Origin of the sequence: Pseudomonas sp. OST1909, assembly GCF_015277575.1 — a bacterium.
Classification (GTDB): Bacteria; Pseudomonadota; Gammaproteobacteria; order Pseudomonadales; family Pseudomonadaceae; genus Aquipseudomonas; species Aquipseudomonas synxantha_A.
In genome coordinates this window covers 1,716,880-1,732,809 of the sequence record NZ_CP063780.1, presented here as the reverse complement: position 1 = coordinate 1,732,809, position 15,930 = coordinate 1,716,880, and the positions used below count along the sequence as shown (strand labels likewise).

The 15,930-nt window shown below is 57.8% G+C and carries 14 protein-coding genes; 4 read left to right on the top strand and 10 right to left on the bottom strand.

The genetic code is table 11. The annotated features are described in order from the left end of the window. Positions 1-134 precede the first annotated feature (134 nt). The 3 genes from tsaB to ppc form a co-directional block, all read right to left on the bottom strand. On the bottom strand, positions 135-821 hold the full coding sequence (tsaB, locus tag IH404_RS07545; RefSeq protein ID WP_005785525.1) for a tRNA (adenosine(37)-N6)-threonylcarbamoyltransferase complex dimerization subunit type 1 TsaB: 687 nt from the start codon (positions 819-821) through the stop codon (positions 135-137). A gap of 91 nt (positions 822-912) precedes the next feature. Further along, positions 913-1,560, bottom strand: coding sequence for an adenylate kinase (gene adk, locus IH404_RS07540; protein ID WP_005785523.1), 648 nt, complete (start codon positions 1,558-1,560; stop codon positions 913-915). 280 nt (positions 1,561-1,840) lie between these two features. After that, positions 1,841-4,486, bottom strand: a complete 2,646-nt coding sequence (ppc, locus tag IH404_RS07535) for a phosphoenolpyruvate carboxylase (RefSeq protein WP_194440215.1) — start codon at positions 4,484-4,486, stop codon at positions 1,841-1,843. A 196-nt stretch (positions 4,487-4,682) separates the two neighbouring features. Between ppc and IH404_RS07530 the strand changes: the two genes are divergently transcribed. From IH404_RS07530 to IH404_RS07520, 3 genes are all read left to right on the top strand, one after another. Further along, complete coding sequence (locus tag IH404_RS07530; RefSeq protein WP_005785520.1) at positions 4,683-5,027, top strand: hypothetical protein; 345 nt, start codon at positions 4,683-4,685, stop codon at positions 5,025-5,027. A gap of 283 nt (positions 5,028-5,310) precedes the next feature. Beyond that, on the top strand, positions 5,311-5,736 hold the full coding sequence (locus IH404_RS07525) for a DUF4398 domain-containing protein (protein WP_005785519.1): 426 nt from the start codon (positions 5,311-5,313) through the stop codon (positions 5,734-5,736). 56 nt (positions 5,737-5,792) lie between these two features. Beyond that, positions 5,793-6,578, top strand: a complete 786-nt coding sequence (locus IH404_RS07520; protein ID WP_005785517.1) for an OmpA family protein — start codon at positions 5,793-5,795, stop codon at positions 6,576-6,578. A gap of 48 nt (positions 6,579-6,626) precedes the next feature. Here the strand turns inward: IH404_RS07520 and IH404_RS07515 are convergent, their stop codons facing one another. The 7 genes from IH404_RS07515 to prfB all read right to left on the bottom strand — a co-directional run bounded on the left by IH404_RS07515 (position 6,627) and on the right by prfB (position 13,127). After that, positions 6,627-6,893 carry a hypothetical protein gene (locus IH404_RS07515; protein ID WP_194440214.1) on the bottom strand — a complete coding sequence of 89 codons (267 nt, stop codon included), beginning with the start codon at positions 6,891-6,893 and terminating at the stop codon, positions 6,627-6,629. An 87-nt stretch (positions 6,894-6,980) separates the two neighbouring features. After that, positions 6,981-7,307, bottom strand: a complete 327-nt coding sequence (locus IH404_RS07510) for a hypothetical protein (protein ID WP_005785514.1) — start codon at positions 7,305-7,307, stop codon at positions 6,981-6,983. After that, positions 7,304-8,209: an alpha/beta hydrolase gene (locus IH404_RS07505; RefSeq protein WP_005785512.1), complete on the bottom strand. Its 906-nt coding sequence runs from the start codon at positions 8,207-8,209 to the stop codon at positions 7,304-7,306. Before IH404_RS07505 ends, IH404_RS07510 begins: the two co-directional genes overlap by 4 nt. A 107-nt stretch (positions 8,210-8,316) precedes the next feature. Further along, positions 8,317-9,594: a flavohemoglobin expression-modulating QEGLA motif protein gene (locus IH404_RS07500; protein WP_005785511.1), complete on the bottom strand. Its 1,278-nt coding sequence runs from the start codon at positions 9,592-9,594 to the stop codon at positions 8,317-8,319. A 53-nt stretch (positions 9,595-9,647) separates the two neighbouring features. Beyond that, positions 9,648-10,364, bottom strand: a complete 717-nt coding sequence (locus tag IH404_RS07495; protein ID WP_005785508.1) for a TetR family transcriptional regulator — start codon at positions 10,362-10,364, stop codon at positions 9,648-9,650. A gap of 84 nt (positions 10,365-10,448) precedes the next feature. After that, positions 10,449-11,951: a lysine--tRNA ligase gene (lysS, locus tag IH404_RS07490; RefSeq protein ID WP_005785507.1), complete on the bottom strand. Its 1,503-nt coding sequence runs from the start codon at positions 11,949-11,951 to the stop codon at positions 10,449-10,451. Between the two features lie 80 nt (positions 11,952-12,031). Next, positions 12,032-13,127, bottom strand: a protein-coding gene (prfB, locus tag IH404_RS07485; RefSeq protein WP_098465888.1) for a peptide chain release factor 2 whose coding sequence is annotated in 2 segments (ribosomal slippage) — positions 12,032-13,054 and positions 13,056-13,127 — 1,095 coding nt in all. Because the reading frame shifts where the segments join, the coding sequence is not laid out codon by codon here. A 535-nt stretch (positions 13,128-13,662) separates the two neighbouring features. Between prfB and IH404_RS07480 the strand changes: the two genes are divergently transcribed. Beyond that, positions 13,663-15,930 (top strand): S-type pyocin domain-containing protein, encoded by a 2,268-nt coding sequence (locus IH404_RS07480; RefSeq protein WP_194440213.1) that lies wholly within the window; start codon positions 13,663-13,665, stop codon positions 15,928-15,930.

Genomic DNA, 15,930 nt, shown 5'->3' with positions numbered 1-15,930 from the left:
CAATTTAGCGGCGCTTTCCATAGTGCGCAAATGCTCTGGTGATAACTAGAACACATAATTTGTAAAAGGTTTAAAAACCGCGGCAAATTCTGACGATTGGCGAAATTTGCAGTCGAATGCGCCCATTTTTGACGTCAAATAATCCCGCGCTCGGCCTTTGTCTGCGCCACTTTATCGCGAAGGTAAACCGGTGCCGCTTGATCCGCCGGGATCGCCTCGCCGCGTTCGAACGCAAAACGTGCCAACGCCAGCAGATCTTCGGCATGGGGCAACATCGCAGCGTCCTGCCCTGCCAAATGCACGTCGATGCGTTCGCCATAACCCCAGCCGGTGCCGGCACCGAACCACTCACCGCTGGCATCAGCCGGCAACCCTGCCGCTTCTGGCGGCTGCACCGCCTCCACGCCCACCAGACGCATCTCACCGGCAGTTTCGCGGTAGCAACCCCAATAGACTTCATCCATGCGCGCATCAATTGCCGCCGCCACTTGCGTGGCGCCATGTTCACGCAATGCGCGCTGGGCCAGCACGGCGAGGTTGGACACCGGCAATACCGGACGCTCCAATGCAAAGGCCAGGCCCTGCACCACGCCGATGGCAATACGCACACCGGTAAAGGCACCGGGGCCGCGGCCAAAGGCGATGGCATCCACGGCAGCCAGGGTGGTACCGGCGTCTTCGAGCAACTGCTTGATCATCGGCAGCAACTTCTGCGCGTGCAGGCGCGGGATCACCTCGTAGTGGCTCGTTACCTTGCCATCGTGCAGCAAGGCAACGGAGCAAGCTTCAGTCGCGGTGTCCAGGGCCAGCAGGGTGCTCATCGGTGTGGGTGTCCAAATGGGGAAAAAAGTGCGCCAGTATAAACAACAACGGCCCGCAAGCGGGCCGTTGTACGCAAAGCTGATGGCGGGATCAGCTCAGTGCTTGCATCACCTTGGCGGTAATGGCTTCTACCGAGCCCACGCCTGGGATATGGCTGTACTTCGGCTTGCCTTGGGCAGCGGAGAGCTTCTGGTAGAAGTCCACCAGCGGCTTGGTCTGGGAATGATAGACCGACAGGCGATGACGCACGGTTTCTTCGGTGTCGTCTTTACGCTGCACCAGGTCTTCACCGGTGACATCGTCCTTGCCTGCAACTTTCGGCGGGTTGTAGACGATGTGGTAAACGCGGCCCGAACCCTCGTGAACGCGACGACCGGCAATACGCTGGACGATTTCTTCGTCCTCTACGGCGATTTCAACCACCGCATCCAACTCAACACCCGCCTTCACCAAGGCTTCAGCCTGGGGAATGGTGCGAGGGAAACCGTCGAACAGGAAGCCGTTCTTGCAATCTTCCTGGCTGATACGTTCCTTGACCAGGTTGATGATCAGATCATCGGAGACCAGGCCGCCGCTGTCCATCACGCTCTTGGCGATCAGGCCCAGCTCGGTGCCGGCTTTGACAGCAGCACGCAGCATGTCGCCGGTGGAGATTTGTGGAATGCCGAATTTTTCAGTGATGAACTTTGCCTGAGTACCTTTACCGGCCCCGGGAGCTCCCAGCAGAATGACGCGCATCGATGTGCTCCTCAATTTTTTATAGAGATGACGCTCGGATTCGCCGCGTGGGGCCAATCTCGTAAAAATATGGGTCCAGGCCGATCAAACGGCCAAAGGCTGATCAAGATACACAGCGGGCCCTCACCATACAAGCCGCCAAAAGTAGGAGAAACCCGCACCCGGCATACGTCAGCGGCATGGTGTGCCTGAGCGCAACCCGCCTCCTCAAACAACGACCGCCCTTTTCAGGGCGGTCGTCGTGGTTGATCCGCAAGCCGTTGAGAACACGCAAGAAACCTCAACCGGTGTTGCGCAAACCGGCGGCAATACCGGCCACGGACACCAGCAGCGCCTGTTCCAGAGGGCTGTCTTGCGCCGCCTCTTGCCGACGGGACCGCGCCAGCAACTCGGCCTGCAACAGGTGCAACGGGTCGAGGTAGGTGTTGCGCAGTCGGATGAACTCCAAGGTGTCAGGGCTATGGGCCAGCAACTGCGACTGGCCGGTCAAGCCAAGCACCACATCACAGGCCTGCGACAATAGGTCGCGTAAATGCGCACCCAATGCCAGCAGGTCTGGCTGCACCAGGCGCTCATCATAAAGACGGGCGATATCGGCATCGGCCTTGGCCAGCACCATTTCCAGCATGTCGATGCGCGTGCGGAAAAACGGCCACTGTTCACGCATCTGCGCCAGCAACTCACCTTCCCCCCGCTCCAGCGCCTTGCTCAATGCCGCCTCCCAGCCGAGCCAGGCAGGCAGCATCAGGCGCGTCTGGGTCCAGCCGAAGATCCACGGGATCGCGCGCAAGCTTTCAATCCCACCTGCGCGACGCTTGGCCGGGCGGCTGCCCAGGGGCAAACGGCCCAACTCCTGCTCCGGCGTGGACTGGCGAAAATACTCGACGAACTGCGGATTTTCTCTCACCACGGCGCGGTAAGCGCTGACACCGTCTGCCGCCAATTCGTCCATCAAGTGACGCCAGGCAGGCTCCGGTGGTGGCGGCGGCAGCAGTGTCGCTTCCAGCACGGCGGCCAGATAGAGGTTGAGGTTCTGCTCGGCGATATCCGGCAGGCCGAATTTGAAGCGGATCATCTCGCCTTGTTCCGTGGTGCGGAAACGCCCTGCCACCGAGCCCGGTGGCTGCGACAGGATCGCCGCGTGGGCCGGGCCGCCGCCACGACCAACGGTGCCACCACGACCATGGAACAACAGCAGTTCCACCTGCTGTTCGCGGCAGATATCCACCAGACGCTCCTGCGCTCGGTATTGCGCCCAGGCGGCGGCGGTAGTGCCTGCGTCCTTGGCCGAGTCGGAGTAGCCGATCATCACTTCCTGAGGCCCCTGCAACCGCGCGCGATAACCCGGCAGTTGCAACAGCCGCTCCATCACCGGCCCGGCGTTATCCAGGTCAGCCAGCGTTTCGAACAACGGCACCACACGCATCGGTCGTTGTACGCCCGACTCTTTCAACAGCAACTGCACCGCCAGCACATCCGAGGCGGCACCCGCCATGGAGATAACATACGAGCCCAATGAGGCAGCCGGTGCGGCGGCGATTTCCTTGCAGGTATTGAGCACCTCGGCGGTGTCTGCCGACGCTTTGAAATACCCCGGCAGCAACGGCCGACGACTGGCCAGTTCCTGGGTCAGGAAGCGGATGCGTGCGTCTTCGTCCCAATCCTCATAACGCCCAAGGCCCAGGTAGTCAGTGATTTCAGTCATGGCCGCCGAGTGACGGCTGGAGTCCTGACGCACATCCAGGCGCACCAGGAACAGCCCGAAGGTCACCGCACGGCGCAAGCAGTCGAGCAGCGGCCCATCGGCGATCACGCCCATACCGCATTCATGCAGGGACTGGTAGCACAACTCCAGCGGGTCCAGCAGGTCGCGGTTGTTCTGCAACACTTCGGCAGGCGCCGGGGTGCTGGCCGTCAACGAAGCGTGGGCCCACTGGCGCGTGGCACGCAGGCGTTCGCGCAGTTGCTTGAGCAAGGCGCGATAGGGTTCGACGCTGTCGCCGACCTTGGCTTGCAACGCCGGGCTGGCCTGTTGCATCGACAGCTCGGAGGCCAGCTGATCGATGTCGCGCAAGTACAAATCCGCTGCCATCCAGCGCGCCAACAACAGCACCTCGCGGGTAACCGGCGCGGTGACATTGGGGTTGCCGTCACGGTCGCCGCCCATCCACGAGGCAAAGCGAATCGGCGCAGCCTCCAGGGGCAGGCGCAAGCCGGTAGCAGCGTGCAGGGCCTGGTCAGCCTTGCGCAGGTAATTGGGAATGGCGTGCCACAGCGAATGTTCGATCACCGCAAAGCCCCACTTGGCTTCGTCCACCGGGGTGGGCCGGATGCGGCGGATTTCTTCGGTGTGCCAGGCTTCGGCGATCAGCCGTTGCAAGCGTTCGCGGATCTGCTCGCGTTCGGCGCTGGTAAGGTCACGGTGGTCCTGGAGGGCCAGTTGCGCGGCGATGGCATCGTATTTCTGGATCAGGGTACGGCGAGCCACTTCGGTGGGGTGGGCGGTGAGCACCAGCTCGATTTCCAACCGTGCCAACTGCCGGGCCAGGGATTCATGGCTGTGCCCTTCGCTTTTCAGGCGCGCCAGCAACTCCGGCAACACCCGGGACTCAAAAGGCGCTGGTTGCGATTCATCGCGCCGATGAATCAGTTGATATTGTTCGGCAATGTTGGCCAGGTTGAGGAACTGGTTAAAGGCCCGGGCAACAGGCAGCAACTCGTCCTCTTGCAACTGATTCAAGCTGGCACTCAGTTCGTCGCCGGCCGCCTTGTCCGAGACGGCGCCGCGGCGGTCAGCCTTGGCGCCTTTGCGGATTTGCTCGATCTTGTCGAGAAAGTCATCGCCGTACTGCTCTCGAATGGTGTTGCCCAACAGTTCACCCAGCAGGTGAACATCCTCACGCAAGCGTGCATCGATATCACTCATCAGCCAATCTCCAGCCAGAAATCCGGGACGCGCAGGTGTTCCAGAGTGCCGTCGGCGTCGGTTTCTGACAAGGCCGAACGCAAACGACTTTAAACCTTGCGGCTTGAAGCTAGTCTCAAGCATGAGCCGTCGCGTTATTCACGCAGGCGGCTGGTCGCTCATCACCGCCTGCCAGCGCAGGCTTATTGAGGTAGCCATGAAAATTCGAGAACTGGCCCAGCATTGGGAAGAAACCGCCAAGGGTCGCCTGACCAAGACTGAGTACGCGATTCATCTGGATGTGGAATCTGCCGCAAGGCTGGCCGCCATTGCCGAGATGTACCCCAAGCGCCACGTCGAAGAACTGCTCGGCGAGCTGATCGGCGCCGCCCTTGAAGAGCTGGAAGAAAGCTTTCCCTATATCAAGGGCGACCAAGTGATTGCCACCGATGAAGAGGGGGATCCACTGTATGAAGACGTGGGCCTCACACCCAGGTTTCTGACATTGTCGCGCCGCTATTTGCATGATTTGTCCGCCAGCGCTGACGAACAGAAGCACTGAAAAACATTTTATTGACGTCAATCAAACCCAGGTATTCCGGGCTTTTTACAGGCTCGGAGTACCGCTGCGCGCTGCGAAAGTTCCATCTTTTGAACACTGACCACTCAGTCAGATATTTTTTCAGGCAATTCGCCATATCCGCTGAACTTTTGAAAAAAGCCTCGGGTCACAGCCAGTAGCCATCACTTGTGGAACGGTCGTTTGAACTGGCCTCATGAGCTTTACCGCCGGGCCCGCAACCGATACGCCACGATGGATTTTGATGTTTTTCAGGAGTTATCCAATGGAGTTGAAGACGATGAACACCAGCACCGCCAAATCCTCGTTTAACCACCTGCGCGGGCTCAAATTGGCCGCGCTGGCAATCGGCACCAGCTTCGTTCTGGCAGGCTGCGCCGGCAACCCTCCAACCGAGCAGTACGCTGTGACCCAATCGGCCGTTAACAGCGCCGTGAGCGCTGGCGGTACCGAGTTTGCAGCCGTGGAAATGAAGTCGGCTCAGGACAAGCTCAAAGAAGCTGAAATCGCGATGCACGACAAGAACTACGAGAAAGCTCGTCAGCTGGCTGAACAAGCCGAGTGGGACGCCCGCGTCGCCGAGCGTAAAGCCCAGGCTGCCAAGGCTCAACAGGCTGTGAAGGATTCTCAGAAGGCTGTTGAAGAACTGCGTAAGGAAGGCATGCGCCCAGCTGCAATCATGCAGAAGTAAGCCACTGCCCCTTGATTGCATCGCACCTGATATCGAATTGAAAGGACGACACGACTATGCGTAAACAATTGATGATCCCTGCCCTGCTGGCGATGAGTGTTGCCTTGGCGGCCTGCTCCACCCCGCCGAACGCGAACCTGGAAAATGCACGGACTAACTTCTCGGCCCTGCAAACCAACCCGCAAGCCACCAAACTGGCAGCCTTGGAAACCAAAGACGCCAGCGAATGGCTGGACAAGGCTGACAAGGCATACCGCGATAACGAAGACGAGAAGAAAGTCGACCAACTCGCTTACCTGACCAACCAGCGTGTTGAAGTTGCCAAGGACACCATCGTCCTGCGCGAATCCGAAGCCAAGCTGAAAAATGCCGGCGACGAACGTGCCCGCGCCCTGCTGGACGCCCGTGACGCGCAAATCAAGCAACTGCAAAACAGCTTGAACGCCAAGCAAACCGATCGCGGCACCCTGGTGACTTTCGGTGACGTACTGTTCGCCACCAACAAGTCCGACCTGAAATCCAGCGGCCTGGTGAACATCACCAAGCTGGCGCAGTTCCTGCGCGATAACCCGGATCGTAAAGTGATCGTTGAAGGCTACACCGACAGCACGGGTTCCGACTCGTACAACCAGAGCCTGTCGGAGCGTCGTGCAGCTTCCGTGCAACGTGCACTGGCTCAACAAGGCGTGGATATCTCGCGCATCGTGACCCAGGGCTACGGCAAGGAATATCCAGTTGCCGACAACGGCAGCGTTTCGGGCCGTGCCATGAACCGTCGCGTTGAAGTGACCATCTCCAACGACAACCAGCCAGTCAAGCCACGGTCTTCCGTTGCTAACTGATTGATTGTTGCCGGATAAAAAACCCACCTCGCGGTGGGTTTTTTTTGGCTAAGAAAATGTGATCGGACGATCGGTGTCTTCATCCGGCGGCGTTATCATCTTCGCGCTTGCGGGGCCGTCTGACGGGTTGCCAGTCAATTTGTTACGCGCTTGCTCTTGCGCATCATGCCGCTCCAACGCCTGATGCGCCCTGGCCATGGCCAGCATGTTGCGTATCACATTAATATCGATCACTACTTCCCCGCCCCCTTCTGTGTAAGTTACATCGCCCTCTGTGGCTTTTTTACACAAAACGGTTCCCGGTAATTTCGCCAAGCGCAACTTTCAGCGAAATCAATCGGCTTATCCGGATTCGCCGCCAGGTAGTAGAAACGTGCTCATCACAGGCGGTGAGACCCAGGCTCACTGCTGCAATTGCGGGGTTTGCTCCCCCATACAACGCACGGCCTGCTTTTTGTTGTTCACCAGCACGCCGCTCAAGCCCTTCTGTTCGGTATCAAACATCACCAATACACCGTCGACACACTGCGCCACTTGTGCGGCCGGCGTGAGGGAGATCTTGTAATCCTCACCGGGCACGGTTTTGAGCATGGTGAAGTCGCTGAGCAGCAACGCATCTTCCGGCTTGGCGAAGTGCAGGTAGCCGTAATACCACAAGCACCCAACGGTACCGATGATAGTGCCGATGCCGGTGAGGATCAGCGGGATCATGTTGCGTTCTTCACTCATTGTGGGCTCTCTGATGAATCAACTTTAGGAATTGGATAATTCGCAATCTCGCCCAGCCGGCGCAGGCCGTTGAAGTGCTGCGGGTCGTCCAGGTAACGCAGCATGACGGTTTGCCAGGTCTTGTCGGCAAACGTCTGTACATGGCCGCCACGGGTCAGTTGCAACACCCTTGGCGCAGGGGCCACTTGATACAGGCGGATGCCATTGGCTACCGGCACGATGGGATCATCCAGGCTGTGGAACAACAGTTTTGGCACACCGGTCAGTTGGGGCATGGCATTGATTGCACTGTCGGCGTCGGGCACCAGCCACGACAGGGGCACCTGCAACGGCCAGGTTAACCAGGACGTGCTCAGGGCGAATTGTCCTACGTCACGATAACTGGCGGGTACGCCATCCAGTATCAGCGCCTTGATCTGGGGTTGACGCGCCGGATGGGCCGCCAGGTAATGCACCGCCAGCGCGCCGCCCAGGCTTTGGCCGAGCACAATCAACGGTTGCCCCTGGGTTTCAGGAGCTTTGTCGAGCCAGCTAAATGCTGCGTCGATATCCTGATAGATCGCCGGCAAGGACGGTTTGCCTTGCGAAAGCCCATAGCCGCGATAATCGAGCAACAGCACTTGATAGCCTTGCTCCGGCAACCACCAACTGCCGCCCAGGTGCCAGGCGAGATTACCGCCGTTGCCGTGCAGGTGCAGCACCGTTCCCTTCAGAGGTACGCCGGGTTTAGCCGGCAACCACCAGGCGTGGAGCTTGAGGCCGTCAGCAGTGGTGATAGTGACGTCGCGGTATTGCAGGCGGGCTTTTTCCGGCGTGAAGGGCAGGCCGGGCTCGGGATAGAACAGCAAGGAGCTGCAGCCGTTCAATGTGAGTAGCAGGCATAAGATGCCGAGGATTCTCATCCGTTGAAACCTCGTAGGTGAGTTGAAACCTGAAGTCTTGTGAAGATCCAATGGTGGGAGGGGGCAAGCCCCTCCCACACGCTGACCCGGTTGCTTCAATGAAATACCTAAAGGATATTGGAGTAATCCGCCTCGATCCGATCCAGGCTCAAGTGGTTGAGGAAGTTGGAAAAACACATCCACGCCGCCAGCGCGTTCATATCGCGAAACTGCTCCGGCAGGTACTTGGGCGGCACCACCAACCCCTCGTCGACCAGTTGGCGCAGGGTACGCATGTCTTCCAGGGTGGTCTTGCCACAGAACAGCAGCGGCACTTGTTCCAGCTTGCCTTTGCGCACGGCGAGCTGGATGTAGTTGTAGACCATGATAAAGCCCTTGAGGTAGGACAAATCCTTGGTAAACGGCAGACCGGTCGGCACTGAACCACGGAACACCCGGCTGGCGTTGCCATAGCTTTCGGCCATTTCAAAGCCTTGCTCACGGAAGAACTCGAACACCTGCAGGAAGTCGGCGCCCTCCTCCACCATATGGATGGCGCGGGTACGGTTGGTCAATTTACGCAGGCGGCTGGGATAGGAGGCAAACGTGATGATTTCCATCAGGATCGCCAGGCCCTCCTGGGTCACGGTGGACGACGGCGGGCCCTTGGACAGGAACGTGCAGATTGGCTGGTTCTGGCCATTGAGCGTGGTGCCCACATGCACCAGCCCTTCATGCACTTCCAGGGCGCGCACGTCGCGGTCGTTGAACATCGCGTCGGCGCGGATCTTGATATAGTCGGCGCCCGCCGCCGCATCCGCGACGATACCGTCGGACTCGAACACGCGGATAGTCTCTTCTGCCTCGCCAAACACCTTGTTCAGACGCGTTTGCAGCAGGCTCACCGCATCCTTGGCGGTGAGGGTCTTGGCTTCGTCCTTCAGATCGCCCCGGCCATCGATATTGTTCAGGTAGTCCGACAGCATCAGCCCCAGGTCTGCCAGGGTCGGGTCGCCAGCGTGGAACGCATCGGAGGCAGCGCCGTACAGTTCCTGGGATATCAGGCCAAAGTCCTCGGTGCCGCGCGCTTCAAGCATACGCACCACCATGCGGTATTCGCGGCACATGCGCCGCATGATCTGCCCCACCGGGCTGAACTGCCCCAGGCGGCGGGTGATGTCGCGCTCGATGTTCTGGAACTCCAGCTTCACCGCACTGGAATCGAAAGACAGGGGCCGGTTCAGGTAGTAATCGCGGTCCACGGCAGGCATGGCCTTGCCCTTGGCCTTGAGGAATCCCTGGCGGATGTTCTCGTCCCACTTCACTGCGTCGAGAACCCGGATCGGTGTCTGCGCCAGCACAATGCGATCGGACAAGCTGCGTATCGTCTGCTGGTAATCGTCCACCCGGTGTCTTCCTCTTTAAACGTTGAGCGTTGTCAGGCTTTGCTCGAATGCTGTCAGACCGAGGCCAATACCAGATGCATGTAACGCTTGAGGATTTCAAGCATCTCTTCACCGGTCAGAGGCTCTGCGCCGCCCAACAGGCCCTGATATTCCATCCGACTGATGATAGCCGTCAACACCTTGGCATCCTGCTGCGGCTCACGGGAGCCCAACACTTGAAAAAACTGCCCGGTGCCCTGCAACAGAATCTGTTGATGGGAGCGCACCAGTTCAGCCAGTCGCGGGTTCAGCAGGGCCTCCTGTCGAAACGCCTGCTCGGCCATCAGGTATTCGCGGCGGTTGGTCAGTTGGCGCAGCACGTAATCGGCGGTCAGCCGGGCAATGTCATCGGCCAGTTGCGCGCGCGACTGCGGGCTGCCATCGCCATAGGCAACCATCTCGCGCAACAAGCCCTCGTTACGCATCCACAGTTTGCCCATGAAGGCCGCGCTGCGTTCGACGTATTGGGCGAAGGTGTCGGTGAGCAGGTCATCGATATCCTTGAAATAGTAGGTGGTGGCCGACAACGGCACACCCGCCTCCGCCGCTACGGCTCGATGGCGTACGGCACGCACCCCTTCGCGCACCACGATGCGCATGGCCGCATCGAGAATGTCCTGGCGGCGTTGTTCGCTGCCCCGGCGGCTGGCCTTGCGGCCCTGGTACTGAACGCTTTCAGCCACGGCAGCAGCAATGCCGGCGGCACCTTCTTGAGCCATTACGCGGTTCACCACACTTCTTCCTTTAAAAGTGACGCTGGAATACGCCACATAAAAAAGCCGCCTTGTAAAAGGCGGCTTCGGATTTCGCAACGGTTACGCTTGTGGCCGCATGTGCGGGAACAGGATCACATCGCGGATCGATGGCGAGTTGGTCAACAACATCACCAGCCGGTCGATGCCGATGCCTTCACCAGCCGTCGGCGGCATGCCGTACTCCAGGGCACGTACGAAGTCGGCGTCGTAGTGCATGGCTTCGTCATCGCCGGCGTCCTTGTCGGCCACCTGAGCCATGAAGCGCTCGGCCTGATCTTCCGCGTCGTTAAGCTCGGAGTAGGCGTTGGCGATTTCGCGGCCGCCGATGAACAGTTCGAAACGGTCAGTGACGTTCGGGTTGTCGTCGTTGCGACGCGCCAGCGGCGACACTTCGAACGGGTACTGGGTAATGAAGTGTGGCTGCTCCAGCTTGTGCTCGACCAGCTCTTCGAAAATCATCACCTGCAATTTGCCCAGGCCTTCAAAGCCCAACACCTTGGCACCGGCTTTCTTGGCGATGGCGCGAGCCTTGTCGATGTCGTTCAGATCGTCAGCGGTCAGCTCAGGGTTGTACTTGAGGATCGAGTCGAACACCGAAAGACGCACGAACGGCTCGCCGAAGTGGAACACCTTGTCGCCGTACGGCACGTCGGTAGTCCCCAGAACAAGCTGCGCCAGTTCACGGAACAGTTCTTCGGTCAGGTCCATGTTGTCTTCGTAGTCGGCGTAGGCCTGGTAGAACTCCAACATGGTGAATTCAGGGTTGTGACGGGTCGAGACGCCTTCGTTACGGAAGTTGCGGTTGATCTCGAACACCTTCTCAAACCCGCCGACCACCAGGCGCTTGAGGTACAGCTCCGGCGCGATACGCAGGAACATTTCCATGTCCAGCGCGTTGTGGTGGGTTTCAAATGGCTTGGCTGCGGCACCACCGGGGATGGTTTGCAGCATCGGCGTTTCCACTTCCAGGAAGTCACGCTGCATCAGGAAGCTGCGGATGTGGGCAATGACTTGCGAACGCACACGGAAGGTCTGGCGCACGTCTTCGTTGACGATCAGGTCAACGTAACGCTGGCGATAGCGCTGCTCGGTGTCGGTCAGGCCGTGGTGCTTGTCCGGCAGCGGGCGCAAGGACTTGGTCAGCAGGCGCACGCTGGTCATTTCGACGTACAGGTCGCCCTTGCCGGAACGGGCCAGGGTGCCTTCTGCGGCGATGATGTCACCCATGTCCCAGGTTTTCACCGAGGCCAGGGTTTCTTCCGAGAGGGTTTTACGGTTGACGTAGACCTGGATACGCCCGGTCATGTCCTGAATCACCATGAACGAGCCACGGTTGAGCATGATGCGACCTGCCACCTTGACCGGGATCGCCGCTTCTGCCAGCTCTTCCTTGGTCTTGTCCGCGTACTGTTTCTGCAAGGCATCGCAGTAGTTGTCGCGGCGGAAGTCGTTGGGGAAGGCGTTACCCTTGGCGCGCTCGGCAGCAAGCTTTTCCTTGCGCAGGGCGATCAGGGAGTTTTCTTCCTGTTGCAGGGCTTGCGGGTCGAGTTGTTGGTCGCTCATGTCTTTTGAAATTCCATCACAGGTACGTTTTCCCCAGCCTTCGGCTGGGGATCGCGAGCAAGCTCGCTCCTACAGGGGTGTTACAGGCCGGATTTCAGGCTGGCTTCCAGGTATTCGTCGATATCACCGTCGAGTACCTTGTCGCAGTCGCTGCGTTCGATGTTGGTGCGCAGATCCTTGATCCGCGACGCATCGAGTACATACGAACGGATCTGGTGACCCCAGCCGATATCCGACTTGGTGTCTTCCAGCGCCTGGGAAGCGGCGTTGCGCTTCTGCATTTCCTGCTCGTACAACTTGGCCCGCAGCATTTTCATGGCGGTATCCTTGTTGGCGTGCTGGGAACGTTCGTTCTGGCAACTGACCACGGTGTTGGTCGGTACGTGGGTAATACGTACGGCCGAGTCAGTGGTGTTTACGTGCTGACCACCGGCACCGGAGGAACGGTAGGTGTCGATGCGCAGGTCGGCCGGGTTGATCTCGATTTCCACCTTGTCGTCGATCTCTGGCGAGACGAAAACGGCGGAGAACGAAGTGTGACGACGGTTGCCGGAGTCGAAGGGGCTCTTGCGCACCAGGCGGTGCACACCGATTTCGGTACGCAGCCAGCCAAAGGCGTATTCACCCTTGATATGCACGGTCGCGCCCTTGATACCGGCGACTTCACCGGCGGACAGTTCCATGATGGTCGCGTCGAAACCGCGCTTGTCGGCCCAGCGCAGGTACATGCGCAGCAGGATGTTGGCCCAGTCCTGGGCCTCGGTGCCGCCGGAACCGGCCTGGATGTCCAGGTAGGCGTTGTTCGGGTCCATTTCATGGCTGAACATGCGGCGGAATTCAAGCTTGGCGAGGTTTTCCTCGAGACGGGCCAGCTCGGCGACGACATCGCCCACTGCGCCTTCGTCGTTTTCTTCGACAGCCATGTCCAGCAGGTCACGACAATCGGCCAGACCGGTGTTCAGCTCGTCGAGGGTGTCGACGATCTGCGCCAGCGCAGCGCGCTCGCGCCCCAGTTCCTGGGCGTATTCAGGTTTGTTCCAGACACTCGGATCTTCAAGCTCGCGGTTGACCTCGGTCAGACGCTCATGCTTTTGATCGTAGTCAAAGATACCCCCGAATAGTTTCGGAGCGCTCGGACAGGTCCTTGATGGTGTTAAGGATCGGGTTGATTTCCATGGCGGGCAGCACTCGTTGGCGAACTTTTGAAAGCCGGCGAGTATAACGGCAAACGGCTGGGAACGGCAGCCCGCTTGGCCGATTCTGCCAAGGCGGCGCTTCCTCTCCTCATGCTAGCTTCGCTAACAGATGCGCGACCACCAAAGCGTTTCCTGCGGGAGGGCGATACCCCGCGTTAGAAAAACCACACCTACTACTCGCTCAAAAATGACCGTTCATCTGTTTATACAAATGATCTGAACATCAAAATCAGAGCCCGCCTAAAAGAGCACAATCCAACCCACCCGAACAAAAACAAACAATTAGGTTTCTAGCCAAATCGCCCCAAGACTCAAGTCACAAATATACAAGAATATAAATACATCAGTTTCAGACCCGTCTTACAAATACTCCTACAGACATAAAATCAAATCAAAACGCCATCAGTTTTTTATTCCTTCCCGCTCAAATAAGTTCGATCAAAGCGACTGAGCTTTGTCTTCAGGACGTACAAACTTTCAAACTCGATCACTCTCACAAAAAACGGAGAGACCCTATGGCACAGCAAGGGTGGCAACCAGGACAACCTTTAGAACTCAAGCCCACGATAATTACCGCCGGGAGACGAAACACTTATTGGGGTGGCGAAGGCGGAGGCTACGCAGGAAGTGGAGATGGCTGGGGCCTTCAAGAAGGGCCTCGTCGAGGTGAAGGAGACCGTAGCCGCTTCAAGCAGTTTGACTTCCCCAGCACCACCGCTGATTTCATTGGAGAGCAACAGTACAACCAATCCTTGATTGACGCAGAGTACAGCGCACGGTTCGCAACGCTAACGACTGAAACTGAACGCGAACTGGCAGAGAAACAGCAAGCCGCGAAAGCTTCACAGCCACTCACAGAGACAGCCTCAGCCATTCTCGATCAAAAAATCGCACTTGAAATCATCGACGCGAAAAAAACCAAATACGCCAATACTGCGCCACTCATCTATGGGCTCTATGATCAAAGCCCTTTTTATCTGATGGAAAACTTAACCTATACAAAACTACGTGAAACGCTTGCATCCTCTGACCCGATAAAAAATTTGGGCGATACTTACACACTTTACGACAACGTTTGGAGAGCCGCGCAAGAACTCAAGGCTCTCTCGCTCTCCATAGACATTCTGGCTAAAAAACTTTCAGGGTTGGCAAAGGCCCGGCAAACGTTGGAGGCCAATTTAGCCGAACATGATCCTGGCTGGGCAAATTTACACAATGAGTATCTGAAGGCCATTGCCGATGAGTTGGAAATTCAGGTGCAGTTGCTGCCGGAATATTTGCAGGTGGAACTCACCTCTCTTGCAGGTTCTGTCGTTGGATTGACACCCGACCAGACCCTCATGCTTTACAAAAACACGCTGGACAAAATGATCGAAGAAACGATGGCTGCGATCAAACCTATTGACCCACCGTTAGCCATAAACCGGAACGGGTTGATGATTTACTATCCCGCAGCCAACCCACGGGTTACACCGCCACTGAGCAAACCCGAGCTTGAGGGGCTGAAACAACTTATTTATCTGCAGCAGAACACCGCGCTTGGAGTGAGATGGCTCAGCCACCATGATTTTGTGCTGAATTCAGAGTCCGCGCGGTTCCTTGCCAACGCCTCCAATGCAATCAGCGACCTCGCGGGACGTGCGCAGCAGGTAGCCACGGCCCAGGCGCGTATTGAAGCGGTACGAGTAGCCAATACCTATCGACTGTCGGGCACTGCTGCTGCGACTCAAGCGATAGTCATGACCTCAGTCGGGACAATCGCAACAGCAGAAGGGATTACCATCACGCTGCAAGCTGCTATTCGGTCAGCAGTGGCCGCATTGACGGAGTTGGTCGCAAGTACCGCGAGTGGCTTAATGGTCGGTGTTTCAGCGTTGGTCTATTCCCCCAAACTCGCAAATGGAGAACTTCCAGAGCGTTATGCGCTTGGTACACCGATCTCAACCTTGGTACCAGACCTCAACGAGTCGACGATAACCTCGGCAGTCAACGGCACAATAGACCTGCCGGTTCGAATGAGTTCGAAGACGGCTACCGATGGGCGGTCAGAAGTATTCGTGGTCACTGCCGACGGTACAAGCGTGCCTTCCAAGGTCAAGGTGGTTGCTGCGACCTATGATCCTGGGCAGAAGGTATACACCGTCACGACAAGTGACACTCCACCAAGAACGTTGATCTGGACACCTATCGTTGCCCCTGGGGATAGCTCAACAACGCTGCCCGTTGATCAATCTGAACCGCCTGTCTATACGGGAGCTACCGTAACTCCCGTTGAAGGAAGGATTGACAGTTTTCCAGCCGCTGCTGAGGCGGGATTTGACGACTTCATCACTGTCTTCCCGGTCAACTCTGGCTTACCTCCCATCTATGTGTTTTTCAGGGATCGACGGGAAGACCCAGGAGTTGTGACAGGCAACGGGCAATCTATAACCGGTTCCTGGCTAGGAGCGGCCTCACAAGGGGAAGGCTCCCCTATACCTTCGCAAATTGCCGACAAGCTTAAAGGTCAGGAGTTTAAAAACTTCAGAGCATTTCGCGAAGCCTTCTGGAAAACGGTTGCCAACGACTCGGAACTGGCAAGTCAGTTCAAACGTCAAAATTTGTCGATAATGCTGGATGGGAAAGCTCCCTTTTCAAGCAAATCAGAGTGGGTGGGGGAATCTGTTAAATTCGAAATTCACCACAAAATTTTCATTTCTCAAGGCGGCGAGATTTTTGACATTGACAACATCTATATAGTCACTCCAAAACGCCATAAAGAAATTCATAGAAAAGGCATCTAA